The following is a 24,765-nucleotide window of genomic DNA, read 5'->3' as shown; positions in this document are numbered from 1 at the left end:
AATTATTTCTCTAAATAGGGACGTAATAAATCTAACAATCGTTGCAACGCCCCACGATTTTCAATTAATACTTCATATCCTGCATGACCAAATCGTTCCCGCAGAGAAATTGAAGACAAAAATTGTTCAACTGCATGAGAAAGTGCGGTGTAATTTGAATTAATTTCTAACACACCTTGCACTTCACGTAAATTACAAAATACTTCAGGAAAATTAAACGTATATTTGCCACTAATCACGGGGACTTTGAATGCCAATGGCTCTAGCGGATTATGTCCACCATGTTTAACCAAACTTCCACCGACAAAGGCGACATCGGATACGCCATACATTAACATAAGTTCACCCATCGTATCACCTAATAAAATTTGAATTTGTGAATTCGGGGCAATCTTTTCACTACGGCGACAATAACTAAATTTCTCTTTTTCAATCAAATTTGCCACTGAATTAAATCGTTCAGGATGGCGTGGAGCTAATATTAATAATAAATCAGGAAATTGTTGTAATAAAGCACGGTGTGCTTGTAACACAATTTCTTCTTCCCCTTCGTGGGTACTGGCTGCAATCCAAACAGGTCTATTACCAATCCATTCCTGATCTAACATTTTAATATTATTTAATAATTCGTCTGAAATCACTAAATCATATTTAATATTACCTGTTAACGCTAATCTGCCATGATAACCCAAATCCGTATAACGCTGTCCACTAATACTATCTTGGGGAGCAATTAAACAGATCTCGTTCAAAACATTCTGAATATGATTTTTCACACAAGCATATCGTTTGGCTGAACGTGCGGATAAACGTGCATTCGCCACAATAAACGGGATATTACGCAGCTTTAGTTGATGAATAAGATTAGGCCAAATTTCCGTTTCAATCACAATACAGGCTTTCGGCTGAATAAAATTGATGAATCTTGTTACTGCATCAGGCAAATCATAGGGCAAATAAAAGTGATGTACTGAATTACCAAAAGCCGCTTTCACACGAGCTGAACCTGTTGGTGTTACCGTGGTCATGGTAATGGGTAAATCAGGATACTTCTCTTGAATTTGACGAACCAAGGGCGTTGCTGCGATAACCTCGCCAACAGATGCGGCATGAATAATAATGCCATTAGCTTGTGGTTGTTCTGACTCAGCATAGAACAAACCGTAACGTTCACTAATACGTTTACGATAATCTGGGGATTTAATACTACGTCCCAACATAAAGAGCAACAAAAACGGTTGCAGTAAATAAGTGGCAAACGTATAAAAAAAACCTAGCATAAAAAGAATGCCTAATATTCAATATAACGGAGTGGTATTATAGCGATTTTAAAGCCAAACCGAAAGTAAAATGATCTGTGCTCCAAAATTTGCATTTAAAACATTGGAGCTTATTTCTAATTCCATATTTTGAGGTGTCAATGCTCGGATAGTGTATAGGTTGTTTGTTTATAATTCTAAATATGGGTTAAAACCTTATACTATAAGGTTTTAACCCATTCCTTAGCAACCATTTTGTCTAGTAAACATTAGTCCGCTTTCACTATGCCTTTTGTTTGTTAACAATGATGCTTATTTCGATATTCAACCAAGTCTTCAATAGTTAGCACGGAATATCCAAATTTCTGAGCAAATTCCACAATTTGTGGGGTTCTTGCCATGGTTCCGTCATCGTTAGTGATTTCACAAATCACAGCAGCAGGTTTATAACCGGCTAATACGGCTAAATCCACCGATGCTTCAGTATGTCCACGGCGTTTTAATACACCTCCTTTTACGGCTCTTAATGGAAAAACATGCCCAGGGCGGTGTAAATCGGTTGGTTTTGCGTTATCTGCAATGGCCGCTTTAATAGTGGTAACACGATCTGCCGCAGATACACCGGTTGATACGCCTTGAGCAGCTTCAATAGTAACAGTAAATGCAGTTTTGTTGACGCTGGTGTTATCTTGTACCATGGGTGGTAAATCAAGCTGTTGGCAAAGTTCATCTGTGATACATAAACAGACGATACCACTGCCATAGCGAATTAATTTCGCCATTTGTTTGCTGTTAATGGTTTCGGCGGGGAAGATTAGATCACCTTCGTTTTCACGATCTTCATCGTCTAACACTAATACGCCGTTACCTTGTTGAAAGGCTTTCAGTGCGTTGATCACACGTTGTTCGGCGGTGCCAAAGGGGGATAATAATGACTGATTCATAGTAAATTCCTTAAAAAATGCAAATATAAGTTACCAGAATCAGGGCGTAAGAAATGACAAAAACAAGCGAAATTTCGCCTGTGGGTTATCGCTATTTCTCTTTCATCCAGACTATACTGTTGGCTTTGGAATTTCACCAAATCTGCTGACTTCTAGTTTAACTTCAACCAGAACGCTCGCGGGCTGTACCGCCAGTAGGGAATTTCACCCTGCCCTGAGAATGCGAGACAAGTATAGCACCGGTTGAATTTAATTTCTATTGATAAAAAAGGTTTTTATTCTAAGCAAATATTGCATACAATAGACAAAATTAAATAAATTTAAACCGCAGTTTACGGATTATGTAGCATAATGCTTATATTTTGCATGACAAAAGTGCGGTGATTTTTTAAGGATTTTCTTATGAATGATGATTATTCATATCTGCAACAAAAACGTAAACAGTTGAATTTACAAGTGAATGAGCTTTGTGAAAAGGCGAATGTGTCCAGAGCTTATTTTAATCAACTGGTGTCTGGTAAAATTAAAAACCCAAGTGCGGTGAAATTAACCGCTTTACATAAAGCGTTAAATATTGCGAATGCTCCCGAGCCAAAACGAGTTGGGGTGATTTTTGGTAAGTTTTATCCTGTACATACTGGGCATATTAATATGATTTTTGAAGCCTTTAGTAAGGTGGATGAACTGCACGTGATCGTATGTAGTGATACGGAACGGGATCTTAAGCTATTTTATGATAGTAAAATGAAACGTATGCCAACGGTGCAAGATCGTTTGCGTTGGATGCAACAAATTTTTAAATATCATAAGGATCAAATTTTTATTCATCATTTGTTAGAAGATGGCATTCCGAGCTATCCAAACGGTTGGCAAGGTTGGTCTGGGGCGGTAAAAGCCTTATTTAAAGAAAAAAATGTCAACCCAACAGTAGTGTTTAGTAGCGAAATCCAAGATAAAGCCCCTTATGAAAAATACTTGAATCTGGACGTGGTGTTGGTAGATCCTGATCGTAAATTCTTTAATGTATCAGCAACCAAAATTCGTAATAATCCATTCCATTATTGGAAATTTATCCCGAAAGAAGTGCGTCCATTTTTCGCTAAAACCATTGCCATTTTAGGTGGTGAAAGTAGCGGTAAAACCGTGTTGGTGAATAAATTGGCGGCGGTGTTTAATACCACATCGGCATGGGAATATGGGCGTGAATTTGTATTTGAGCAACTCGGTGGTGATGAGCAAGCCATGCAATATTCCGATTATCCACAAATGGCATTAGGACATCAACGTTATATTGATTATGCCTTGCGTCATGCACACAAAGTGGCGTTTATTGATACGGATTTTATTACCACGCAGGCGTTTTGTATTCAATATGAAGGCAAGGCTCACCCATTTTTAGATTCAATGATTAAGGAATATCCTTTTGATGTGACTATCTTGTTGAATAATAATACAAAATGGGTGGATGATGGATTACGTAGTTTGGGTTCTCATAAAGCACGTCAGCGTTTCCAACAGTTACTGAAAAAATTGTTAGATAAATATAAAGTGCCTTATATTGAAATTGAATCACCGAGTTATTTAGAACGGTACAATCAGGCAAAAGCTATTGTGGATAAAATTCTTAATGATGAAGAAATTACAGAACTCACTCACGATAACAGTATTTTTACGGAAACAGACGAATAATGATTTTATTTGCAGGCGATCCCCATGGCAGTTATGAGCATTTATATCCTTTTGTACGTGAACGTGCGGATGTTAGCTTGATTATTTTGGGGGATTTACAACTGACTAGCCCGAAACCGTTAGATGATTTAGCCCAATATTGTGATATTTGGTTTATTCACGGCAACCACGATAGTAAAATTGTGGCGAATTATGAAGCTATTTGGGGGAGTCATTGGAAAGAGCGGAATTTGCACGCTAGAGTAGTGGAGATTGAAGGTAAACGTATTGCGGGATTAGGGGGCGTTTTTCGCGGACAAATTTGGATGCCACCGAGCAAACCTGTCTTTTTTGATCCTATTCATTATTGCCAATATTGTCAGCCAGAACATTTATGGCGGAATGGTATTCCTTTACGTCATAGGGTTTCTATTTTTCCGTCCGATATTGAAACACTAGAAAGCCAACAAGCGGATATTTTAATTTGTCATGAAGCGCCTAAGCCACACCCATTAGGTTTTCGGGTATTAAATCAGCTGGCAGAAAAAATGGGCGTAACACAATTATACCATGGTCATCATCACGAAAATTTTGATTATAGTAAGTTAAAACGCAAAAATTCATTTCAAACCGTTAATGTAGGTTTTCGAAGTCTTTGTGATCTCAATGGCAATTATTTGTTGAAAGGGGTAGATGATAGGTAATTACATGATTAAATAAAGTGCGGTTTAAAACTTCAAAGATTTTACTGCACTTTGTTTTTTCTTTAATTTAGCGTGTTTCTGTGTATAAATAATTCTTGATTCTAATATAAAAATATTCATAAGAATGTAAAAAATATGTTGCAAGATATACTAAATTTTAGTATATCTTGATGGGTTCCTTTATTGGGAATGTAAATATGACAATTCAATCCCCTTTTTCTAGGAGAACTATAATTATGAAAAAATTACTAAAACTTTCTCTTATCGCTGGCGTAGCAATGTCAGCTTTTTCCGCTCAAGCCGCAGATGAGCAGTTTATTACTATCGGTACAGGTGGACAAACTGGAGTGTATTATGTGGTTGGTCAGTCGATTTGTCAGTTGGTAAATCGTGATACCGCAAAAACCCATATCAAATGTAATGCTCCATCAACTGGTGCTTCGATTGCTAACTTAAATTCCATTGCGGCAAAAGAAATGGATATGGGGATTGCTCAATCCGACTGGCAATATCACGCCTACAATGGCACAAGTTCTTTTGAAGGCAAGAAAAATGACAAATTACGAGCAGTGTTCTCATTACATGCAGAACCTTTTACTTTAATGGCTCGTGATGATTCAGGCATTAAATCTTTTGATGATTTGAAAGGCAAACGGGTGAATGTGGGCGATCCAGGTTCAGGTACTCGTGCAACCATTAACGTAATTATGAAAGAAAAAGGCTGGACGGATAAAGATTTCAAAGTCGCCGCCGAATTAAAACCAGCAGAAATGGCATCATCTATGTGTGATAACAACCTTGATGCAATTACTTATAATGTAGGTCATCCAAATGGAGCGTTAAAAGAAGCGGCTGCTTCTTGTGATGCACATTTAGTCCCTGTAACTGGTCCTGAAATTGATAAATTAGTCGAACAACATTCTTACTATGCCAAAGCAGTGATTCCAGGTGGTTTGTATAAAGGTACGGATAATCCAGTGGATACTTTTGGTTCTTATGCAACCCTAGTCAGTTCTACCGATGTAGATGCGGATAAAGTCTATGCGGTAGTAAAAGCAGTGTTTGATAACTTCGATCGTTTTAAACGTTTACATCCAGCGTTTGCGAACTTAAAAGAAGAAGATATGATTCAAAATGCCTTATCTGCACCGTTGCACGAAGGGGCAGCTCGTTATTATAAAGAAAAAGGTTGGTTAAAATAATCTTTATAAATATAATGAGTTATCTTCTTTTCTTACACCCTACGCAATTTGCGTAGGGTGTCTATTTATCATTATTTGAGTAATTTATTATGTCTGCACAAGCAAAAACAGTTGATTATGATGATTTACAAGATATGGTTGCTTCAAATGATGCAGGTGGACGAAATCCAACTGGATTTGCCAAAAAGCTCATTGTGGTAACCGCTATTGTATGGTCAGTATTTCAACTTTATTACACATCTCCTTTTCCATTTTGGTTACAAGAACAATTAACACATGCAGGTATTGATTTGAATGTGGTGGTGGATGACACTAAAGCACGTTCTTATCATTTAGCCTTTGCTTTATTTTTGGCATTTTTGTCCTTTCCTGCCTTTGCGACTTCACCAAAACATCGTATTCCGTTATTAGACTGGTTTTTTGCTATAGCGGGGGCATTTTTAGGGGCTTATTATCTCTTTTTCTATGAAGGTTTAGTGACCCGATTTGGCGCGCCTAATTTACAAGATATTATTGCTGGTTGTTGTGGGGTGCTGTTGTTATTAGAAGCCACTAGACGAAGTCTAGGCTTGCCTTTAGTGGTGATTGCCGTCATTTTCTTACTATACAATTTTTTCGGGCAATTTATGCCAACAGATTGGTTGATTAGCCACCGTTCTGGTTCATTAGCACAAATTGTTAATCAACAATGGATCACAACCGAGGGCGTATTTGGTGTGGCGTTAGGCGTTTCGACTAAATATGTGTTCTTGTTTGTATTATTTGGTGCGTTGTTAGATAAAGCGGGTGCAGGTAACTATTTCATTAAAACTGCGTTTGCTTATTTAGGGCATTTAAGTGGGGGACCTGCTAAAGCCGCTGTGGTTTCGTCGGCGTTAACGGGCTTAGTTTCCGGTTCTTCAATTGCCAATGTCGTGACCACTGGAACGTTCACCATTCCAATGATGAAACGTGTGGGTTTTTCGCCCGAAAAGGCGGGTGCAGTGGAAGTGGCATCTTCGGTAAATGGGCAAATTATGCCACCTGTCATGGGGGCGGCTGCGTTCTTAATGATTGAATATGTGAATATGCCTTATAGCCAATTGATTACCCATGCTTTTTTACCCGCACTGATTTCTTATATTGCATTGGTTTATATTGTGCATTTAGAAGCACGTAAGATGGGGTTAACAGGGCTTGAGCGAGTTGATCCGCCCCGTCCATTTTTAATGGTGTTGATTCGAACCATCGGCTTTTTCTTAGCCATGTGCATAATTTATTTTGCTTTAGATTTGGGTTTAGGATGGATTAAAACGGCTGTTCCTGATTATTCATTCTTAATTATTTGTGCCCTACTTACTGCGGTGTATTTAGGGTTGATTCGCCGAGTGGCAAGTTTTCCAGATTTGGAACCGGATGATCCAAATTCTAAAATCGTTAAACTACCATCGGCTAAACCGACAGTAAATGCTGGCTTACACTATTTGTTGCCAGTAGTCGTGTTAATGTGGTGCTTAATGATTGAGCGTCTATCCCCCGGCTTATCTGCATTCTGGGCGATTCTTGCATTAGCGACGATTTTAGTTACTCAACGTCCTTTATTGAGCTGGTTTAGATCGGAGAAAAGTAATAAAGCTGAATTATTTAAACAAGGTTTATACGAACTTATTGACGGCTTAGAAGTCGGTGCCAGAAATATGATCGGTATCGGTATTGCCACTGCCACTGCGGGGATTATTGTTGGTGTGGTGTCGTTAACTGGTTTTGGGGTGCAATTAGCGAACATTATTGAATTCTTATCCATGGGTAACATTTTATTAATGTTGATTCTTGTTGCAGTCTTCAGCTTGATTTTAGGTATGGGGCTGCCAACCACAGCAAACTATATCGTGGTGTCATCTTTAATGGCATTGGTGATTGTGGAAGTGGGTAAACAAAATGGTTTAATTGTGCCATTAATCGCAGTACATTTATTCGTATTTTATTTTGGGATTATGGCAGATGTTACCCCACCGGTCGGTTTGGCATCCTTTGCTGCCGCAGCAATTTCAGGTGGTAGTCCGATTAAAACCGGGGCAACGGCCTTTTATTACAGCTTAAGAACCGCTATTTTGCCATTCTTATTTATTTTCAACACGGATTTGTTGTTAATTGATGTGACTTGGTGGCATGCGCTCTTGATTTTCTGTGTGGCAACAATTGGTATTATGATTTTTACGGCTGCTACAATGAATTTCTTCGTAGTGAAGAATAAATTATGGGAAACGGTGGTGTTAATTTTGGCTGCATTTACCTTGTTCCGTCCGGGATTCTTCATGGAATATGTTTCACCAACTGCACGTTCGGTTGATCCTGCTCATTTTGTACAAGAACTAGGGCAAGCACCCGTTGGGCAAAATATTATGCTTAAAGTATCTGGCATGAATCCTTATGGTAAGGAAATTCAATTTTACGCTCAACTGACGGTGCCTGAAGGTACAACAGGTGAAGAGCGTGTGCAAGCCCTAGGTTTAACCTTGTTAGATACCGGGGAACAAATTGAGATTAATGGTCAAACATCACCTAAAATCTTAATTGATAATGTGGAAATAGATTCGCCAGCGGCAAAAGCAGGTTTAAATTGGGATCAAACCCTTCTTGAATTGGATGTGCCGGTTCATTCATTGAATAAAGAATGGATGTTTATTCCCGCTTTATTACTCGCTATTGGAATTTACTGGAACCAGCGCCGTAGAAAGCAATCAATTCACTAAATATGATGGCTAACTGTTTGGGTTAGCCTATTTAAAAAGGATATTTTATGTATAACAAACTTCTTATTGCCATTGATTTAAATAATTTAGAAAGTGCCAAATATGTGGTTGATACTTGTTTAAAACTGACGGCGAATAATCCAGATGCACTGTATCGTGTGGTATCTATTATTGAACCGATGGACGATAGTTTTATTTCAGCGTTTTTACCGAAAAATTTTGATAAGTCGGTGGTTGAAGAAGCGAACAAGGCCTTGCATGATTTTACGCAGTCTGTTTTTCCAGCGGGCTCAAAAGTTCAGCATATTGTAGCACATGGTACGATTTATGAAGAAATTAATCGCATTGCTCGGGAAAAATCCGTCGATTTAATAGTGATGTTGGCAAGTAGCAAGCCTAATGCCAAAGGTTTAAGTTCTAATACGGTAAAAGTTGCTCGTAATAGTGAAAAACCGATGTTGATTTTAAAATAAGAAAAATAGCTTAGTTTCTTTTAAAGGAGCTTAACTCTACCAATTAGAGCTGATTTTTGCATAAATATTTTCTAATATTGACGAACTTTTATTCACAAAGTGCGGTCTAATTTAACATAAAATTGAAAGATGGTTGATCTTTTGGTTTTTTATGTTATAACAGGCAGGTGAAATTTCATCTAGGATTAAAGAAGGAAAGCAATGAATAAAGAAGCACAAATGATGTTAGTTCCACAAGGTAATCTTGAAGGTTATATTCGAGCAGCCAACGAGTACCCAATGCTCACCGCTGACGAAGAAAAGGAATTGGCGGAACGTTTGTACTACAAAGAAGATTTAGAAGCGGCAAAAGCATTGATTTTGTCACATCTACGCTTTGTGATCCACGTGGCTCGTGGCTATTCAGGCTACGGCTTACCACAAGCGGACTTGATTCAGGAAGGCAATATCGGCTTAATGAAAGCGGTCAAACGTTTTAACCCAGAAGTGGGTGTGCGATTGGTGTCTTTTGCAGTGCATTGGATCAAAGCGGAAATTCACGAATATGTATTACGCAACTGGCGTATCGTGAAAGTGGCAACCACCAAAGCACAACGTAAATTATTCTTCAATTTACGCAAAACCAAACAGCGTTTGGGCTGGTTCAACGAAAACGAAGTCGATTTAGTCGCCAATGAGCTGGGTGTTTCCAAGCAAGATGTGATTGAAATGGAAAGCCGTATGACGGGAGCGGATGTCGGTTTTGATTTGCCAAATGATGAGAGTGAAGAAGAAACATTTGCTCCGTCAATGTATTTGGAAGATAAAAGCTCAAACTTTGCCGCAGAATTGGAAAACGAAAATTTTGAGAGCCAAGCGGTAGATCAATTAACGGTAGCCATGGAAAGTTTGGACGAACGCAGTCAAGACATCATTAAGGCTCGCTGGTTAGATGACAATAAAGCAACATTGCATGATTTGGCAGCAAAATACAATATTTCTGCCGAACGTGTACGTCAGTTGGAAACTAACGCCTTGAAAAAATTGAAAAGTGCGGTGAGTTTTTAGTTAGTTTTTAAATAAGAAAAGATCGGTGAGAGCTGGTCTTTTTTATTTGTATCTGTTAATTGTGATCCTTATCACAAATTTGAAATCACTTTCTAAATTCTATTTGATTTACCATAGCCATATCGTTACATTGTTACTAATTTTACGTCTTAAAAGAAGTTGGAAACAAAATGGCAAAACTTGAAATTAACAATGTAACCAAAAAATTCGGTGATTTCTATGCGGCAAAATCGGTTACTTTTACCGCAGAAGAAGGAGAATTTGTAACGTTGCTCGGTCCGAGCGGTTGCGGTAAAACGTCATTATTGAAATTGATCGCAGGATTCTATCAAGCAGATGAGGGGGAGATACTTATCGGTGGTGAAAATGTCAATTTTGTTCCACCAGAAAAACGTAACACCGCAATGTGTTTCCAATCTTATGCCCTATTTCCCCATTTGAATGTTTCCCACAATATTTGTTACGGATTGCAGCAAAAGAAGATAGAGAAAACCGAACAGGTTTCTCGCTTAAATACCGCCTTAAAACAAATGGATTTGGAAATGCACAAGCTCAAAATGCCGAATCAGCTTTCAGGTGGTCAGCAACAACGGGTAGCGTTGGCTCGGGCAATGGTAACTCGTCCTGACGTGATTTTATTTGATGAACCCCTTTCTAATCTTGATGCCAAATTACGTGAAAGCGTGCGTTTTGAAATCAAACAGCTTTCCCGTCAATATAATTTAACCAGCATTTATGTCACCCACGATCAGGCGGAAGCCTTGGCAATGTCCGATAAAATTATCGTGTTGAATAAGGGCGGTATTGAGCAAATCGGTACACCGCAAGAAATTTATCATCAACCGATTAACCGTTTTGTCGCAGATTTTATCGGGGTGGCGAATATTACGCAGGCGGACGTAGAATCATTGGGTGATAACCGTTATAAAGTGCGGTCGATTTTTGGCGAGTTTATTGCCTATTCTGAAAAAGCTCCCGAATCATCAAAAGTCTATATTTGTTTCCGTCCTGAAGATGCGGAATTATGCGATGCTAATGGTGGCGAAAATCAGTTTACTGTTGAAGTGAAACAAACTGCCTTTATGGGAAATTTAACCGAAGTACAAGCCACCTTGCCCCAACAGCCCGATTATAAGATTCGTCTGCAGTTAACCAAATTTCCCCATATTCCCGAAGATAATAAATTAACTTTTCATTTGCCACAAACGGCGATCCATTTCTTGGAGGCTGTATGAATAAATGGCGAGAAAATTTAAAGGCTTGGTTATTGCTGAGTACGGGGCTGGGTACGATTTTAGTCTTAATGGGATCAACTTTTTATATTGTGGTTTTACAGAGTTTCGGGTTACACAGCAGTTTTGGTGATGAAGTGGCTTTTACTTTGGAACATTGGCAAACCGTGTTATCCGATACAGTATTTCAAAAAGCACTGTTTTATTCCATTAAAGTGTCATTGCTGGGAGCCATTCTTTCTATTATTGTCGCCTACCCAATAGCAATGTGGTTACGCAAACCATTACCTGCCAAAGTCACCATTATTACCATGTTACGGGCACCAATGCTCGTACCGGGATTGGTTGCTGCTTTCTTATTTGTCAATATGATTTCCTACCACGGCATTTTAAATGAGACTTTGGTGTATTTAGGCATTTGGGATCAACCCCGTACTTTGCAAAATGATGAATTTGGTTGGGGTGTGGTGATTTTGCAAATGTGGAAAAATATCCCTTTTGCCTTGATTTTGATTGGTGGGGCGGTTAATTCACTGAAATCCGATTTACTTGATGCAGCAGCAAATTTAGGTTCAAATCCGTGGCAACGTTTTCGTTATGTCGTGTTTCCGCTCAGTTTGGGAGCGGTACAGGTTTCATTTATTTTGATTTTTATCGGTGCGTTGGGGGACTTTGCTTTTTACAGTGTAGCAGGACCGAGAGATACCTATTCATTGGCACGTTTAATGCAAATGACCGCTTACCAATTTGATGAATGGAATCAAAGTGCGGTGATGGCAATGATGATTATGCTGACATCGGCATTCTTTACTATTCTGGTTTCTATGCTGATAAAACCGCTAAGCCGTAAAAAAGGAGAAATTAAATGAGTGAAGCTGTACAAACCAAAAACGGCAAATTAATCGCCCGAATTTCTCTGATTTTCTTTGTGCTTGCCAATTTGATTTGGTTGGTTGTACCGTTTTTTATGGCAGGTTTATGGTCATTGGTCGATCCCAAACATCCGTGGAGCTATCCCGATATTTTGCCCCAATCCCTTTCCTTCCAACGTTGGGTCAGTGTGTGGCAAAATACATCTCTTCCTGAAGCAATGGTAAACAGTTATACCATTGCACCATCGGTTGCATTGATTGCTATTATGCTGGCTATGCCAACGGCTTATGCCTTTGGACGAATGGAATTTCGGGGTAAAAAATTGGCGGAATTATTAACGCTGATTCCGTTGGTTATTCCCGGCATGATTATTGGGTTGTTTTTCAGTCAGATGCTGTTAAGCCTGAATATCACCAGCCCCTTTATTGGGATTGTAATCGGGCATACGGTAATGACTCTGCCTTATGCGATTCGGATTTTATCTGCAGGTTTTTCCGCTGTACCACAGGATTTAATTGATGCTAGCCGTGATTTGGGTGCATCAAAATATACGACCTTTAAAGATGTGTATTTGCCAATGTTAAAACCGAGTTTTTTAGCCGCCATTATTTTCTGTTTGGTAAAAAGTATTGAAGAATTTTCCATTTCCTTTGTGATTGGTTCTCCTGATTTTATCACTGTGCCGACCATTCTATATTCTTTCTTGGGTTACTCATTTATTCGCCCCAATGCCGCCGTGGTTTCTATCATCTTGCTTGTGCCGAATATTATTTTAATGATGTTAATCGAGAAATTGTTAAAAGGAAATTATTTATCTCAATCCACAGGCAAAGCCTAAATTAATAGGAGAAACATTATGCGTAAATTACTTACTTTTTCAACCGCACTTTCTAGCGTATTTTTCGCTAGTTCCGTGATGGCAAATGATCTGAGTCAAAAATCTTGGCAAGAAATAGAAGCTCAAGCTAAACAAGAGGGGCAAGTGGTCGTTAGCATGTGGTATTTACAACCACAATTTCGTACTTTTGTGAAAGACTTTGAAAATCAATATGGTATTAAAGTCAAAATTCCTGAGGGTACAGCAGAGGGTAATATCAGCAAATTGCTCGCTGAAAAAAGCCTAGAAAAAGGCAAAATGGACGTAGTTGCTATCGCATCAGATAGCTACCCAACTATTCAAAAAGGAAATGTGTTTGATAACATTGAATTTATTCCGAACTTCACCAACGGTAATCACTTATTACAAGGGATTCCTTTTGGTAATGAGGCCTTAGGTTTTTGGGGTAATCAAACAGGCTTTGCTTATGATCCGCAACGCATTAGCGAAGATAAATTACCACAAAGCTGGACCGATGTAGAAAGCTATATCAATGCGAATCCGAAAAAGTTTGGTTATGCTGATCCAAGTGGTGGTTCTTCAGGTAAGGCCTTTATTGAACGAGCATTAATTAATGTGAGCGGTGATTATGATTATGCTAATCAAGAAATTAATGATGCACAGATTAATACTTGGCATAAAACATGGCAATGGTTTGCTGAAAATAAAGCAAAAATGACTCGCACTTCTTCCAATGCAGACAGTTTAACTCGTTTAAATGATGGAGAATTAGATTTAGTTTCTGCGTGGCAAGATCATTTATATAGTATGCAAAAACAAGGGGCAGTTACACCACGTTTGAAATTCTATGTACCAAAATTTGGTATGCCAGCTGGCGGTAATGTGGTCGGGGTTGCAAAAAACACGGCTCATCCTGCAGCATCACTAGTCTTTATCAATTGGATTACATCTCCTGAATCCCAGAAAAAACTTAATGAACAATTTGGCGTTCGTCCACTAAGCAGCGAATCGGGTAAAACAGATGTATCTTTCTTCCCTGTGAAGTGGAGTAAATCAGCGATGTCTCACTTTACTAAAGAAGTGGTGTCGAAGTAGGTATGGTAAAGTAATAAAGTAACTTAGTATGTCGGGCGGACACATTGATCCGCCCCTTGTATCTACAAATTTTATAAAATGCCTTGCAAATCCACATCAGTCCCTGTATAATCCCCCCCACTTTCAATCCGAAAGTCGTTTAATGTAATCATTTATTAAACGTATCATCACGATATGTGGTGAATAAAATGTTCCCGATTTGGGAGCTAAAATAGGTCTGCTGCACTTCCCTTTATTTAAGAAGTTAAAGGTGATGGTGTCAGTTTTTTATTAGCTAAAAATTATTGGAGCTCTGGTCTAATGCAGAACCAAAGAATCCGTATCCGCTTAAAAGCATTTGATCATCGCTTGATCGATCAATCTACGGCGGAGATCGTAGAAACAGCTAAACGTACTGGTGCACAAGTTCGTGGTCCAATTCCTTTACCAACTCGTAAAGAACGTTTTACCGTATTGATTTCACCACACGTTAATAAAGACGCGCGTGATCAATATGAAATCCGTACGCACAAACGTTTAGTTGATATTGTTGAGCCAACAGAAAAAACTGTTGATGCATTGATGCGTTTAGATCTGGCTGCCGGCGTTGACGTGCAGATCAGCCTAGGTTAATTTAAGAGGTTATTACAATGATTGGTTTAGTCGGTCGTAAAGTTGGTATGACGCGTGTCTTCACTGAAGACGGTGTGTCAATTCCAGTTACCGTTATCGAAATTGAATCCAACCGTGTGACTCAAGTGAAAACTCTTGAAAACGATGGCTATTCTGCTGTTCAAGTTACTACTGGCTCTAAAAAAGCAAGTCGTGTAACTAAGCCAGAAGCTGGTCATTTCGTGAAAGCAGGTGTTGAAGCTGGTCGCGGTTTATGGGAATTTCGTACTGAAGGTGAAGAATTCACTTTAGGTCAAGAAATTAATGTTGACATCTTTGCAGATGTTAAAAAAGTCGATGTTACTGGTACATCAAAAGGTAAAGGTTTCCAAGGTGGTGTTAAACGTTGGAATTTCCGTACTCAAGATGCAACTCACGGTAACTCTTTATCACATCGTGTGCTTGGTTCTATTGGTCAAAACCAAACGCCAGGTCGTGTGTTTAAAGGTAAAAAAATGGCTGGACACTTAGGTGCTGAACGTGTAACCGTTCAATCACTTGAAGTTGTTCGTGTTGATGTTGAGCGTAAATTATTATTAGTGAAAGGTGCCGTTCCAGGTGCAACTGATAGTAATGTTATCGTGAAACCAGCGGTTAAAGCGTAAGTCAGGAGATAGAGATGGAATTACAAGTTGTCGGTGCTAACGCACTCAGCGTTTCTGAAACTACCTTCGGACGTGAGTTTAATGAAGCGTTAATTCATCAAGTGGTTGTTGCTTATGCAGCAGGTGCTCGTCAGGGTTCTCGTGCACAAAAAACTCGTGCTGAAGTGTCTGGTTCAGGTAAAAAACCTTGGCGTCAAAAAGGTACAGGTCGTGCACGTTCTGGTGATATTAAATCACCAATTTGGCGTTCTGGTGGTATCACATTCGCTGCGAAACCACAAGATCACAGCCAAAAAGTGAACAAAAAAATGTACCGTGGTGCAATTAAAAGCATTCTTTCTGAATTAGTTCGTCAAGACCGTTTGGTTGTGGTGGAAAAATTCGAAATTGATGCACCAAAAACGAAGTCATTAGTTCAAAAATTAAAAGATTTAGCGTTAACAGACGCATTAATCATTACTGCAAGTTTAGATGAAAATCTATTCTTAGCAGCACGCAACTTATATAAAGTTGATGTGCGTGATGTTCAAGGTATCGACCCTGTGAGCTTAATTGCTTTCGATAAAGTGGTTGTGACTGTGGATGCAGTAAAACAAATTGAGGAGATGTTAGCATGATTCAACAAGAACGTTTGCTAAGTGTGCTTAAAGCACCGCTTATCTCTGAGAAAGCAACAAATAATGCTGAAGGCTCAAACACTATCGTTTTCAAAGTGGCATTAGATGCCAATAAAGTTGAAATTGCTAACGCAGTTGCTCAACTTTTCGAAGTGAAAGTAGATTCAGTGCGTACTGTGGTTGTTAAAGGTAAAACTAAACGCCGTGGTGCGAAAGTGGGTCGCCGTAGCGACTGGAAAAAAGCTTATGTTACACTTCAAGAAGGACAATCTTTGGACTTCGCTGAAGGTGCGACAGAGTAATTAGGAGGAGAAATTAGAAATGGCTATCGTTAAATGTAAGCCGACCTCCGCTGGTCGTCGTCACGTTGTTAAAATCGTGAACCCTGAATTACATAAGGGTAAACCTTATGCACCGTTATTAGATACCAAATCTAAAACGGGTGGTCGTAATAATTTAGGACGTATCACTACTCGTCATATCGGTGGTGGTCATAAACAACATTATCGTTTAGTTGATTTTAAACGTAATAAGTTGGATATTCCAGCGGTTGTTGAGCGTCTTGAATATGATCCAAATCGTTCTGCCAATATTGCATTAGTGCTTTATAAAGACGGTGAACGCCGTTACATCTTAGCACCAAAAGGCTTATCAGTAGGCGATCAAATCCAAGCTGGCGTAAACTCACCAATTAAAGTGGGTAACTCATTACCAATGCGTAATATTCCAGTTGGTTCGACTGTACATAACGTTGAATTAAAACCTGGCAAAGGCGGTCAAATCGCCCGTTCTGCTGGTGCTTATGTACAAATCATCGCTCGTGAAGGTAACTACGTGACATTGCGTTTACGTTCTGGCGAAATGCGTAAAGTATTAGCAGAATGTGTAGCGACCATCGGTGAAGTCGGTAACTCTGAACATATGTTGCGTGTACTTGGTAAAGCAGGTGCAAGCCGTTGGAGAGGTATCCGTCCTACCGTTCGTGGTACTGCAATGAACCCAGTAGATCACCCACATGGTGGTGGTGAAGGTCGTAACTTCGGTAAACACCCTGTTACTCCTTGGGGCGTTCAGACCAAAGGTAAGAAAACTCGTCACAACAAACGTACTGATAAATTCATCGTACGTCGTCGTGGCAAATAATTTTAATTAAATAAGAGGATAAGCCATGCCACGTTCTCTCAAGAAGGGTCCTTTCCTTGACCTACACTTGTTGAAGAAGGTAGAGAAGGCGGTGGAAAGCGGGGATAAAAAACCAATTAAAACTTGGTCCCGTCGTTCAATGATCATTCCATCAATGATTGGTTTGACCATCGCAGTCCATAATGGTCGTCAGCACGTTCCTGTTTATGTTTCCGATGAAATGATCGGCCATAAATTAGGCGAATTTGCACCGACTCGTACATACCGCGGTCACGCTGCGGATAAAAAAGCTAAGAAGTAAGAGGTAAAAGATGGAAACTATCGCAAAACATCGTTACGCTCGCACTTCAGCTCAAAAAGCTCGCTTAGTTGCGGATTTAATCCGTGGTAAGAAAGTAGTGGCTGCACTTGAGATCTTAACTTACACTAACAAAAAAGCTGCGGCTTTAGTGAAAAAAGTTCTTGAGTCTGCGATTGCTAACGCCGAGCACAATGACGGTGCAGATATCGATGATCTCAAAGTCGCTAAGATTTTCGTTGACGAAGGTCCTAGTATGAAACGTGTTATGCCACGTGCCAAAGGCCGTGCAGATCGCATTTTAAAACGTACAAGCCACATCACTGTGGTTGTGTCAGATCGTTAATCGTAGAGGAATAGCAAATGGGTCAAAAAGTCCATCCACATGGTATTCGCCTAGGTATTGTTAAGCCTTGGAGCTCTACTTGGTTCGCGAATACACAAGACTTCGCCGATAATTTAGAAGGCGATTTCAACGTACGTAAATTCTTGAATAAAGAATTAGCGAGTGCTTCAGTGTCACGCATCACTATTGAGCGTCCTGCAAAAAGCATTCGTGTTACTATTCACACAGCTCGCCCAGGTATCGTTATCGGTAAAAAAGGCGAAGATGTTGAAAAATTACGCAATGCAGTAGCGAAAATCGCTGGCGTGCCTGCTCAAATCAACATTGCTGAAGTGAAAAAACCTGAATTAGATGCAAAATTAGTTGCAGACAGCATTGCTTCTCAATTAGAACGCCGTGTAATGTTCCGCCGAGCGATGAAACGTGCAGTACAAAACGCAATGCGTTTAGGTGCTAAAGGTATCAAAGTTGAAGTAAGCGGTCGTTTAGGTGGTGCAGAAATTGCACGCTCAGAATGGTATCGTGAAGGCCGTGTGCCATTACATACACTGCGTGCAGACATCGATTATAACACTGCAGAAGCACATACCACATACGGCGTAATCGGCGTAAAAGTATGGATCTTCAAAGGTGAAATTTTAGGTGGAATGGCTGCAATTGCACAACAACCAGAACAACAACCTGCCCAGCCTAAAAAGGCACCACGTGGCAAAGGTCGTAAGTAAGGAGAACTGCTAAATGTTGCAACCAAAACGTACAAAATTCCGTAAAGTCCACAAAGGACGCAACCGTGGTTTAGCCGCAGGTACTGAAGTCAGCTTCGGTACATTCGGTTTAAAAGCGGTTGGTCGCGGTCGTTTAACAGCTCGTCAAATTGAAGCGGCTCGTCGTGCGATGACACGTGCGGTTAAACGTCAAGGTAAAATCTGGATTCGAGTATTCCCAGACAAACCAATTACCGAAAAACCATTAGAAGTTCGTATGGGTAAAGGTAAAGGTAACGTGGAATACTGGGTAGCCCTTATCCAACCAGGTAAAGTACTTTATGAAATGGACGGAGTTTCTGAAGAAATCGCTCGTAGTGCATTCGCATTAGCAGCGGCGAAACTTCCAATTAAAACAACGTTCGTAATTAAGACGGTGATGTAATGAAAGCTCAAGAACTAAGAAACAAAAACGTTGAAGAGCTGAATGCTGAGTTAGTGAACCTTTTAGGTGAACAATTCAAATTGCGTATGCAAGCAGCCACCGGTCAGCTTCAACAAACCCATCAGTTAAAACAAGTGCGTCATAGTATTGCACAAATTAAAACTGTGTTAACCGAAAAGGCGGGTGAGTAATGACTGATAAAATTCGTACAGTTCAAGGTCGTGTAATCAGCGATAAAATGGATAAATCTTTCACTATTGCGATTGAACGCAAAGTAAAACACCCATTATTGGGTAAATTTATCCGTCGTACTACTAAATTACACGTTCACGATGAAAATAACGAAGCAAGAATTGGTGATGTAGTAGAGATCAAAGAATCTCGTCCTATCTCAAAAACCAAATCTTGGACATTGGTTCGTGTCGTTGAAAAAGCTGTTGAAGCTTAATCTTCGATAATCAAAATAAAGAAAAGCTCAGCGATTGCTGAGCTTTTTTGTTGGAAAATATCGCACTTTGTTACAATCCCGGTGCTTTCCAAAGCGAAGTTACCACACCATTATCTACCAATTTCAATTGTTCTGAATAGGCACTTTCCCATTTGGCTTTGTGAGCTTGATAAAGTCGGTGATTTTCAAGATTTGGTTGATGGGTGCGTTCAAATTTTACTAACTTTTTCCCTGTGGCTTGTAAAGACGGATATAATTCCACACCAACCCCAGCGGCAATGGCACAGCCCAACGCTGTGGCTTCTTTGACCACGGGGATTTTCACGGTTAAGCCGGCGACATCCGCTAAAATTTGGCTCCACAGTAACCCTTTTGAGCCACCACCCGCAAAGACGATTTCATTGAGTTCTATTCCCGAAAATTGCTTCACTTGATCGAGATTGCAAGAAGACACAATAGCGGCGTTTTCTTCTAAGGCTCTAAACAGCGTGGCTTTGTTGCATTTTTGAGCGTCAAGGGAGAGATTAATAAAAGACGGGGCGGCGTGATACCACGTTTTAAAGTGCATGGCATCAGAGAAAATCGGGATTACATCGTTTGAGCCCACGGGGATTTTTTCTGCCATTTGTTCGAGCAAGGTGTAAGTATCAATGCCCAAGTGTTTCGCCAAAATTTTTTCTTCTTCACAAAAGGCATCACGGAACCAACGCATAGTTAAGCCCGTGTAAAAACTAATGGATTCTGCTTGCACCATGGGGGAAATAACATGGGGATTGACTCGTACATTCATTTGCGGATCAGTGACGGCTTCGGGCAGATTCACCACCTGTTGCCAAAATGTACCGCCAATAATCGCCGCTTGTGACGGTTCGGTAATGCCTAAGCCAATACAGCCTAATTGCACATCGCCACCACCCACAATCACAGGCGTGCCTTGTTTTAAGCCTGTTTGTTGGGCGATATTTCCCTGCACATAGCCTAACAGTTCGCCTGTTTCTTTTACTGGCGTAAGAATATCAGAATGTAGACCAGCCATTTCCAATAATTCAGGTTGCCATTGACGAGTATGCAAATTGAGCATTCCTGTGGTGCCTGCGTTGGACGGTTCAACTGCCAGTTCACCACTTAGCATAAAACCGAGCCAGTCGCTGATCATTGAAATGGCTTTGGTTTGGAGATAAATATCGCTACGATGGTGTGCCAGCCAAAGTAAGCGTGGAATGGCACTTAAGGCAAGGGTTTGCCCTGATACCGCATAAACCCGTTGTTCAAATTGATGATCATGTAATGCTTTTAATTCATTGACTTCTTCGGTAGCACGAGCATCCACATTACCGCACGCCCAAAGGGGATTTTTGTCTTGATCATAAAGCACAATACCTTCTCGCATAGAGCAAGTGGAAATCGCTGCAATTTGTTCCGCTGGAATTTGCGATTGAACAAGGGCATCTCGAATACAATCGCAAGCCAGTTGCCAGTTATGCTTGAGATCAAATTCCATTGAACCGGGGATACTTGGGTCAGAAAGATGTGTCCATTCCTGTTGTGAGCTAATGATTTGATTGCCGTCCAAATCAAAAATCACTGCACGCACACTACCCGTGCCAGCATCCAGTGCCATTAAATAAGCCGTTGTTTTTTCCATTTTGTTCTCCTTTGCGAGAGAAAATTACGCTCCGACTGATCTCAGATTCAAACTAATTGGGCTAACATCATACGAGCGGTTCTTTCCTCAGTGACTAATGAATTAATATATTTTCCTTGTAACGCACTTAAAATTGCTTCCACTTTATCTTCGCCACCAGCAACTCCGATCACATTAGGGATTTTGGTGAGATCCGATAAAGGCAAGCTAATCAGTTCATCGTGTAAGGGCATATTGGGCAAAAGCGAGCCGTCTTTTTGCATAAAATAGCCGAGAATATCGCCTACTGCTCCTTGCTTACGAATTTCTTTTTGTTTTTGTTCACTAATATAGCCAGTGCGTAACAAAGTGGCTTGCCCTTTTTGCAAGGTAGCACCAATGCCCACAATGGCCACATCCGCTCCCGTGGCGGCTAACATAATATCTTTGACACAAGATTCCCGTTTAAATAAGTTTGCAGCTTCCACCGAAGACGCACGCAATGGTGCTGGGATCATACTCACGGAACAAGAGCTGTCTAGTTGCCCAATGCCTTTCATATAAGGCCCGACACCGCCTGATAGGGTGATCAACTTAATATTGTTGCTAGTAATAAATTCATTGCTGAATTTAATGGTTTGCATAATGGTTTCACCGAACCCAATGGCCAATAATTGCTGTGGTTTTAATAGAGAAACTAGTAGTTGTGCTGCTCCATTGCCTAATCGTTCATTGACATCGTGGCTATCTAAGGCAGGCAATACCCGGATATGGTTTAACTGAAAATGATGTTGTAGGGCTTCTTCTAGCTCAAAACAGCCCGTAAATGGGGAGTGAATTTGCACTTTAATTAGCCCAATTTGTCTCCCTTTTTCCAATAAACGGGACACTTTCAAACGGGGAATATTTAAGCGTTCGCCAATTTCATTTTGGGTTAAATTATCGTGATAATAAAACCACGCAATGCGGGCTAACAGCTCTTCTTCACTCATTGCCTGAGCTTGAATCTCTAAATCTATCTCGGTCATTCTGCTTTCCTTTAATAATATGGGTATATTATTCATCTGATTTGTAAAGAAATCAAATGTTCATTTGTGATTTTTCATAAAATGTGATCTCGATCACAACTTCCGTAGAAAGATGCCATATTTTACCGATTAACACTGATAAATTTTCAATTTTGTGACATAGATCACAGCTTTTTATTTTTTTTACTATACAATGCAGAGCATATGATTTATTTAAAATACATTTGTTCATTCCTTTTTAACTAGGGAGAGATATAATGACAACGACAACAATCAAGCAACAGCAGCCGAAAAAATGCTTACTTGCCGTTCATCAAGTGAGTAAGTCCTTTTCGGGGGTGAGTGTACTAAAAGACATTGATTTTTCGTTATATGCTGGCGAAGTACACGCCTTATTAGGCGGTAATGGCGCAGGCAAATCTACCTTGATGAAGATTATTGCTGGCATTGAAAACCTTGATACAGGTGTGTTAGAAATCAACGGGCAACCTTACAGTAAATTGTCCCCAATCAAAGCTCATCAATTGGGGATTTATCTTGTACCACAAGAACCTTTGCTTTTCCCAAGTTTAACCGTCAAAGAGAATATTTTGTTTGGGTTAGCCAAAACGCAAAATTTGAATGAAAAATTGACCGCAATTTTACAGGAATTGAACTCGCATTTAAATCTTGAAATGCAAGCCGGTCTGCTTGATGTGGCGGATCAGCAACTGATTGAAATTATGCGTGGGCTAATGCGTGATGCATCCATTTTGATTTTAGATGAACCAACAGCTTCGCTTACGCCTGCGGAAACAGAAAATCTGTTTCATAAAATCCATTCTTTGCTAGAAAAAGGCGTAGGCATTGTGTTTATTTCCCATAAATTACCTGAAGTTTGGCAAATTGCCCATCGGGTGAGCGTGATGCGAGATGGTTATATTGCCTTAACGGGGCAAACGCAAGACTTGAATAAAGACGATGTCATTACTGCCATCACGCCAAAATCTAAAGAAACGCAACTATCGGAATCGCAAAAACTATGGTTGGAATTACCAGGGCACCATCGTATTAAAGATAGCAGCAAACCGATTTTACAGGTAAGAAATTTGACAGGCGAAGGCTTTAAAAAGATTTCTTTTGATCTATTCCCTGGGGAAATTTTAGGCTTGGCAGGCGTGGTGGGAGCTGGACGTACGGAATTAGCCGAAACCCTATATGGTTTACGGCAAGAAAAGTGCGGTGAAATTATCTTTAATTCTGAAACGATGAATAAAACCAGTATTCAACAACGGCTACAAGCTGGCATTGTGTATTTACCTGAAGATAGACAGGCATCAGGGCTGTATTTGGATTCACCTTTGACGTGGAACAGTTGTGCTTTTACTTATCATCAAGGCGATTTTTGGCTTAATTCCGCCAAAGAAAGTGCCATTTTAGAACGCTATCACCGAGCTATTGGGATTAAATTTAGTGATGAGAATCAACCAGCTCGTACGTTATCAGGGGGGAATCAACAAAAAGTATTAATCGCTAAATGCCTTGATGCCGATCCTGCTTTGCTGATTGTGGACGAACCGACAAGGGGCGTAGATGTGGGAGCAAGAGCGGATATTTACCAATTAATTAAAGGTATTGCCAAACAAAATGTAGCGATTTTATTTATTTCTTCCGATTTAGAAGAAATTGAGCAAATGTCGGATCGGGTTTTTGTGATGCATGATGGTGAGTTAAGCCGACCTTTAGTGGGGGCAGAAATTAATCAGAAAAACATTATGCAAAAAGCATTCAACGGTGATGAATAAGGAGTTTATGATGTGGAAATTTATTCAAAATAATCGTGAATTAACCATTTTATCCGCCATTGCGTTGTTATTTGTGGTGTTGGCGTTCGGTGATGGGCAATTTCATTTGCAAACCCTTACGATGATTTTTAGTTCGGCTCAGATTGTGATTTTGCTTGCCATTGGGGCAACCTTTGTGATTTTAACCCGTAATATTGATGTGTCTGTGGGATCAACAATGGGGTTGTGTGCCGTGGTGGTAGGAACCTTGCTTAATGCAGGCTTTGCCTTGTCTACGGCAGTGTTGTTGACGGTAGTGCTAGGTTTCTTCGCTGGCTTATTTAATGGTGTGTTGGTGTCGTTATTGCGGATTCCGGCCATTGTTGCCACTTTAGGTACACTGGGATTATACAAAGGCATTATGTTGCTGATTACAGGCGGAAAATGGATTGAAGGCTTGCCACAATCACTCAAAACCTTATCTGAACCGATTTTTGCAGGGATTTCGCCTATCGGTTGGCTGATTATGTTATTGATTGGGCTAACTTATTTGTTACTCGTCAAATCTGCTTTTGGTCGTCATTTTTATGCCGTGGGCGATAATTTACAAGGGGCATTGCAACTGGGTGTGCGAATTAATCAAGTGCGTTTACTGGCTTTTGCCTTAAATGGTACCATGGCGGCGTTAGCTGGTGTGGTATTTGCAGCACAAATTGGCTTTGTACCGAATTCCACAGGGGCTGGCTTAGAAATGAAAGCCATTGCGGCTTGTGTGTTGGGTGGCATTAGTTTACTGGGTGGATCGGGCAATGTGATCGGTGCCGTGTTGGGAGCCTATTTCTTAATTCAAATTGACAGTATTTTAGTGTTACTCAAAGTGCCTGCTTATTGGAATAACTTTGTGGCAGGGTTGGTGTTGCTGTTAGTGCTGATTTTTGATGGACGTTTGCGTGTGATGATTGCCAAAAACATTACCCAACAGCGTTATGCCCGTTTCCTAAAAGATGATGAGAATGCCTAGGGGGA

At 40.1% G+C, this 24,765-nt stretch carries 27 protein-coding genes and 1 riboswitch; of the genes, 23 read left to right on the top strand and 4 right to left on the bottom strand.

Translation table 11 applies throughout. The annotated features are described in order from the left end of the window. Positions 1–2 precede the first annotated feature (2 nt). Positions 3–1,280 (bottom strand): lipid IV(A) 3-deoxy-D-manno-octulosonic acid transferase, encoded by a 1,278-nt coding sequence (gene waaA, locus O1Q79_RS08115; RefSeq protein WP_386691586.1) that lies wholly within the window; start codon positions 1,278–1,280, stop codon positions 3–5. A 278-nt stretch (positions 1,281–1,558) separates the two neighbouring features. Further along, positions 1,559–2,203 carry a 3,4-dihydroxy-2-butanone-4-phosphate synthase gene (gene ribB / locus O1Q79_RS08110; protein WP_386691584.1) on the bottom strand — a complete coding sequence of 215 codons (645 nt, stop codon included), beginning with the start codon at positions 2,201–2,203 and terminating at the stop codon, positions 1,559–1,561. 90 nt (positions 2,204–2,293) lie between these two features. Next, positions 2,294–2,429: riboswitch (FMN riboswitch) on the bottom strand. A gap of 176 nt (positions 2,430–2,605) precedes the next feature. Between ribB and nadR the strand changes: the two genes are divergently transcribed. The 21 genes from nadR to rpsQ all read left to right on the top strand — a co-directional run bounded on the left by nadR (position 2,606) and on the right by rpsQ (position 19,324). Further along, on the top strand, positions 2,606–3,892 hold the full coding sequence (nadR, locus tag O1Q79_RS08105; RefSeq protein ID WP_386691582.1) for a multifunctional transcriptional regulator/nicotinamide-nucleotide adenylyltransferase/ribosylnicotinamide kinase NadR: 1,287 nt from the start codon (positions 2,606–2,608) through the stop codon (positions 3,890–3,892). Next, entirely contained in the window at positions 3,892–4,575 is a 684-nt protein-coding gene (locus O1Q79_RS08100; protein WP_386691580.1) for a metallophosphoesterase, read from the top strand. Before nadR ends, O1Q79_RS08100 begins: the two co-directional genes overlap by 1 nt. Positions 4,576–4,811: 236 nt before the next feature. Continuing rightward, positions 4,812–5,777 carry a TAXI family TRAP transporter solute-binding subunit gene (locus tag O1Q79_RS08095; protein ID WP_386691578.1) on the top strand — a complete coding sequence of 322 codons (966 nt, stop codon included), beginning with the start codon at positions 4,812–4,814 and terminating at the stop codon, positions 5,775–5,777. A gap of 89 nt (positions 5,778–5,866) precedes the next feature. Further along, the gene (locus tag O1Q79_RS08090; RefSeq protein ID WP_386691576.1) at positions 5,867–8,509 is read left to right on the top strand and encodes a TRAP transporter permease; all 2,643 of its coding nucleotides are present in this window, start codon (positions 5,867–5,869) and stop codon (positions 8,507–8,509) included. A gap of 47 nt (positions 8,510–8,556) precedes the next feature. Then, positions 8,557–8,982, top strand: coding sequence for a universal stress protein (locus O1Q79_RS08085; RefSeq protein WP_386691574.1), 426 nt, complete (start codon positions 8,557–8,559; stop codon positions 8,980–8,982). Positions 8,983–9,183: 201 nt separating this feature from the next. Further along, positions 9,184–10,029, top strand: coding sequence for an RNA polymerase sigma factor RpoH (gene rpoH / locus O1Q79_RS08080; RefSeq protein ID WP_386691572.1), 846 nt, complete (start codon positions 9,184–9,186; stop codon positions 10,027–10,029). 170 nt (positions 10,030–10,199) lie between these two features. Next, positions 10,200–11,264 (top strand): ABC transporter ATP-binding protein, encoded by a 1,065-nt coding sequence (locus tag O1Q79_RS08075; protein WP_386691570.1) that lies wholly within the window; start codon positions 10,200–10,202, stop codon positions 11,262–11,264. After that, a complete protein-coding gene (locus O1Q79_RS08070; RefSeq protein ID WP_386691568.1) occupies positions 11,261–12,130 on the top strand; it encodes an ABC transporter permease in 870 nt (289 codons plus the stop codon). The genes O1Q79_RS08075 and O1Q79_RS08070 overlap by 4 nt, the downstream gene beginning before the upstream one ends. After that, positions 12,127–12,972, top strand: a complete 846-nt coding sequence (locus O1Q79_RS08065; RefSeq protein ID WP_386691566.1) for an ABC transporter permease — start codon at positions 12,127–12,129, stop codon at positions 12,970–12,972. The genes O1Q79_RS08070 and O1Q79_RS08065 overlap by 4 nt, the downstream gene beginning before the upstream one ends. 18 nt (positions 12,973–12,990) lie before the next feature. Continuing rightward, the gene (locus O1Q79_RS08060) at positions 12,991–14,067 is read left to right on the top strand and encodes an extracellular solute-binding protein (protein WP_386691564.1); all 1,077 of its coding nucleotides are present in this window, start codon (positions 12,991–12,993) and stop codon (positions 14,065–14,067) included. Positions 14,068–14,367: 300 nt separating this feature from the next. Continuing rightward, positions 14,368–14,679: a 30S ribosomal protein S10 gene (rpsJ, locus tag O1Q79_RS08055; RefSeq protein ID WP_001181005.1), complete on the top strand. Its 312-nt coding sequence runs from the start codon at positions 14,368–14,370 to the stop codon at positions 14,677–14,679. 17 nt (positions 14,680–14,696) lie between these two features. Beyond that, positions 14,697–15,323 carry a 50S ribosomal protein L3 gene (gene rplC / locus O1Q79_RS08050; protein ID WP_386687933.1) on the top strand — a complete coding sequence of 209 codons (627 nt, stop codon included), beginning with the start codon at positions 14,697–14,699 and terminating at the stop codon, positions 15,321–15,323. Positions 15,324–15,337: 14 nt separating this feature from the next. Beyond that, entirely contained in the window at positions 15,338–15,940 is a 603-nt protein-coding gene (gene rplD / locus O1Q79_RS08045) for a 50S ribosomal protein L4 (protein WP_386691562.1), read from the top strand. Beyond that, positions 15,937–16,242 (top strand): 50S ribosomal protein L23, encoded by a 306-nt coding sequence (gene rplW, locus O1Q79_RS08040; protein ID WP_386687930.1) that lies wholly within the window; start codon positions 15,937–15,939, stop codon positions 16,240–16,242. The genes rplD and rplW overlap by 4 nt, the downstream gene beginning before the upstream one ends. A gap of 19 nt (positions 16,243–16,261) precedes the next feature. After that, positions 16,262–17,083 (top strand): 50S ribosomal protein L2, encoded by an 822-nt coding sequence (rplB, locus tag O1Q79_RS08035; RefSeq protein WP_386687928.1) that lies wholly within the window; start codon positions 16,262–16,264, stop codon positions 17,081–17,083. Positions 17,084–17,108: 25 nt separating this feature from the next. Then, on the top strand, positions 17,109–17,384 hold the full coding sequence (gene rpsS / locus O1Q79_RS08030; protein ID WP_005539416.1) for a 30S ribosomal protein S19: 276 nt from the start codon (positions 17,109–17,111) through the stop codon (positions 17,382–17,384). Positions 17,385–17,394: 10 nt separating this feature from the next. Then, the gene (gene rplV, locus O1Q79_RS08025) at positions 17,395–17,727 is read left to right on the top strand and encodes a 50S ribosomal protein L22 (protein WP_386691560.1); all 333 of its coding nucleotides are present in this window, start codon (positions 17,395–17,397) and stop codon (positions 17,725–17,727) included. A 17-nt stretch (positions 17,728–17,744) separates the two neighbouring features. Then, positions 17,745–18,452 carry a 30S ribosomal protein S3 gene (gene rpsC, locus O1Q79_RS08020; protein WP_132299970.1) on the top strand — a complete coding sequence of 236 codons (708 nt, stop codon included), beginning with the start codon at positions 17,745–17,747 and terminating at the stop codon, positions 18,450–18,452. A gap of 13 nt (positions 18,453–18,465) precedes the next feature. Next, a complete protein-coding gene (gene rplP / locus O1Q79_RS08015) occupies positions 18,466–18,876 on the top strand; it encodes a 50S ribosomal protein L16 (protein ID WP_386687911.1) in 411 nt (136 codons plus the stop codon). Next, the gene (gene rpmC / locus O1Q79_RS08010) at positions 18,876–19,067 is read left to right on the top strand and encodes a 50S ribosomal protein L29 (protein ID WP_386691558.1); all 192 of its coding nucleotides are present in this window, start codon (positions 18,876–18,878) and stop codon (positions 19,065–19,067) included. The genes rplP and rpmC overlap by 1 nt, the downstream gene beginning before the upstream one ends. Then, the gene (gene rpsQ / locus O1Q79_RS08005; protein WP_386687909.1) at positions 19,067–19,324 is read left to right on the top strand and encodes a 30S ribosomal protein S17; all 258 of its coding nucleotides are present in this window, start codon (positions 19,067–19,069) and stop codon (positions 19,322–19,324) included. The genes rpmC and rpsQ overlap by 1 nt, the downstream gene beginning before the upstream one ends. Positions 19,325–19,394: 70 nt before the next feature. Here rpsQ and lsrK read toward each other — a convergent pair whose 3' ends face one another. Together lsrK and lsrR are read right to left on the bottom strand one after the other, a co-directional pair. Then, positions 19,395–20,945: an autoinducer-2 kinase gene (gene lsrK, locus O1Q79_RS08000; protein ID WP_386693373.1), complete on the bottom strand. Its 1,551-nt coding sequence runs from the start codon at positions 20,943–20,945 to the stop codon at positions 19,395–19,397. Between the two features lie 71 nt (positions 20,946–21,016). Then, positions 21,017–21,976, bottom strand: coding sequence for a transcriptional regulator LsrR (lsrR, locus tag O1Q79_RS07995; protein ID WP_386691556.1), 960 nt, complete (start codon positions 21,974–21,976; stop codon positions 21,017–21,019). 257 nt (positions 21,977–22,233) lie between these two features. On the opposite strand from lsrR, the gene lsrA reads away from it, so the two are divergent. Both lsrA and lsrC read left to right on the top strand, forming a co-directional pair. Then, a complete protein-coding gene (lsrA, locus tag O1Q79_RS07990) occupies positions 22,234–23,760 on the top strand; it encodes an autoinducer 2 ABC transporter ATP-binding protein LsrA (RefSeq protein ID WP_386691554.1) in 1,527 nt (508 codons plus the stop codon). A 10-nt stretch (positions 23,761–23,770) separates the two neighbouring features. Further along, positions 23,771–24,760 (top strand): autoinducer 2 ABC transporter permease LsrC, encoded by a 990-nt coding sequence (lsrC, locus tag O1Q79_RS07985; RefSeq protein ID WP_386693372.1) that lies wholly within the window; start codon positions 23,771–23,773, stop codon positions 24,758–24,760. Positions 24,761–24,765 lie beyond the last annotated feature (5 nt).

It is taken from the genome of Lonepinella sp. MS14434 (assembly GCF_042468235.1).
Classification (GTDB): Bacteria; Pseudomonadota; Gammaproteobacteria; order Enterobacterales; family Pasteurellaceae; genus Lonepinella.
The sequence above is the reverse complement of the archived record's forward strand: the minus strand, read 5'-3'. Positions and strand labels throughout refer to the sequence as shown.

Excerpts from the sequence above, each read along its gene's own strand:
- lsrA (WP_386691554.1), top strand. The coding sequence starts at position 22,234 with ATGACAACGACAACAATCAAGCAACAGCAGCCGAAAAAATGCTTACTT.
- rplV (WP_386691560.1), top strand. The coding sequence starts at position 17,395 with ATGGAAACTATCGCAAAACATCGTTACGCTCGCACTTCAGCTCAAAAA.
- rplB (WP_386687928.1), top strand. The coding sequence starts at position 16,262 with ATGGCTATCGTTAAATGTAAGCCGACCTCCGCTGGTCGTCGTCACGTT.
- O1Q79_RS08075 (WP_386691570.1), top strand. The coding sequence starts at position 10,200 with ATGGCAAAACTTGAAATTAACAATGTAACCAAAAAATTCGGTGATTTC.
- O1Q79_RS08060 (WP_386691564.1), top strand. The coding sequence starts at position 12,991 with ATGCGTAAATTACTTACTTTTTCAACCGCACTTTCTAGCGTATTTTTC.
- O1Q79_RS08070 (WP_386691568.1), top strand. The coding sequence starts at position 11,261 with ATGAATAAATGGCGAGAAAATTTAAAGGCTTGGTTATTGCTGAGTACG.
- ribB (WP_386691584.1), bottom strand. The coding sequence starts at position 2,203 with ATGAATCAGTCATTATTATCCCCCTTTGGCACCGCCGAACAACGTGTG.
- nadR (WP_386691582.1), top strand. The coding sequence starts at position 2,606 with ATGAATGATGATTATTCATATCTGCAACAAAAACGTAAACAGTTGAAT.
- O1Q79_RS08090 (WP_386691576.1), top strand. The coding sequence starts at position 5,867 with ATGTCTGCACAAGCAAAAACAGTTGATTATGATGATTTACAAGATATG.
- O1Q79_RS08095 (WP_386691578.1), top strand. The coding sequence starts at position 4,812 with ATGAAAAAATTACTAAAACTTTCTCTTATCGCTGGCGTAGCAATGTCA.
- O1Q79_RS08100 (WP_386691580.1), top strand. The coding sequence starts at position 3,892 with ATGATTTTATTTGCAGGCGATCCCCATGGCAGTTATGAGCATTTATAT.
- rpsQ (WP_386687909.1), top strand. The coding sequence starts at position 19,067 with ATGACTGATAAAATTCGTACAGTTCAAGGTCGTGTAATCAGCGATAAA.
- waaA (WP_386691586.1), bottom strand. The coding sequence starts at position 1,280 with ATGCTAGGTTTTTTTTATACGTTTGCCACTTATTTACTGCAACCGTTT.
- rpsJ (WP_001181005.1), top strand. The coding sequence starts at position 14,368 with ATGCAGAACCAAAGAATCCGTATCCGCTTAAAAGCATTTGATCATCGC.
- rpsS (WP_005539416.1), top strand. The coding sequence starts at position 17,109 with ATGCCACGTTCTCTCAAGAAGGGTCCTTTCCTTGACCTACACTTGTTG.
- rpoH (WP_386691572.1), top strand. The coding sequence starts at position 9,184 with ATGAATAAAGAAGCACAAATGATGTTAGTTCCACAAGGTAATCTTGAA.
- rplC (WP_386687933.1), top strand. The coding sequence starts at position 14,697 with ATGATTGGTTTAGTCGGTCGTAAAGTTGGTATGACGCGTGTCTTCACT.
- O1Q79_RS08085 (WP_386691574.1), top strand. The coding sequence starts at position 8,557 with ATGTATAACAAACTTCTTATTGCCATTGATTTAAATAATTTAGAAAGT.
- rplW (WP_386687930.1), top strand. The coding sequence starts at position 15,937 with ATGATTCAACAAGAACGTTTGCTAAGTGTGCTTAAAGCACCGCTTATC.
- rpsC (WP_132299970.1), top strand. The coding sequence starts at position 17,745 with ATGGGTCAAAAAGTCCATCCACATGGTATTCGCCTAGGTATTGTTAAG.
- rpmC (WP_386691558.1), top strand. The coding sequence starts at position 18,876 with ATGAAAGCTCAAGAACTAAGAAACAAAAACGTTGAAGAGCTGAATGCT.
- lsrR (WP_386691556.1), bottom strand. The coding sequence starts at position 21,976 with ATGACCGAGATAGATTTAGAGATTCAAGCTCAGGCAATGAGTGAAGAA.
- lsrK (WP_386693373.1), bottom strand. The coding sequence starts at position 20,945 with ATGGCACTGGATGCTGGCACGGGTAGTGTGCGTGCAGTGATTTTTGAT.
- O1Q79_RS08065 (WP_386691566.1), top strand. The coding sequence starts at position 12,127 with ATGAGTGAAGCTGTACAAACCAAAAACGGCAAATTAATCGCCCGAATT.
- rplP (WP_386687911.1), top strand. The coding sequence starts at position 18,466 with ATGTTGCAACCAAAACGTACAAAATTCCGTAAAGTCCACAAAGGACGC.
- rplD (WP_386691562.1), top strand. The coding sequence starts at position 15,338 with ATGGAATTACAAGTTGTCGGTGCTAACGCACTCAGCGTTTCTGAAACT.
- lsrC (WP_386693372.1), top strand. The coding sequence starts at position 23,771 with ATGTGGAAATTTATTCAAAATAATCGTGAATTAACCATTTTATCCGCC.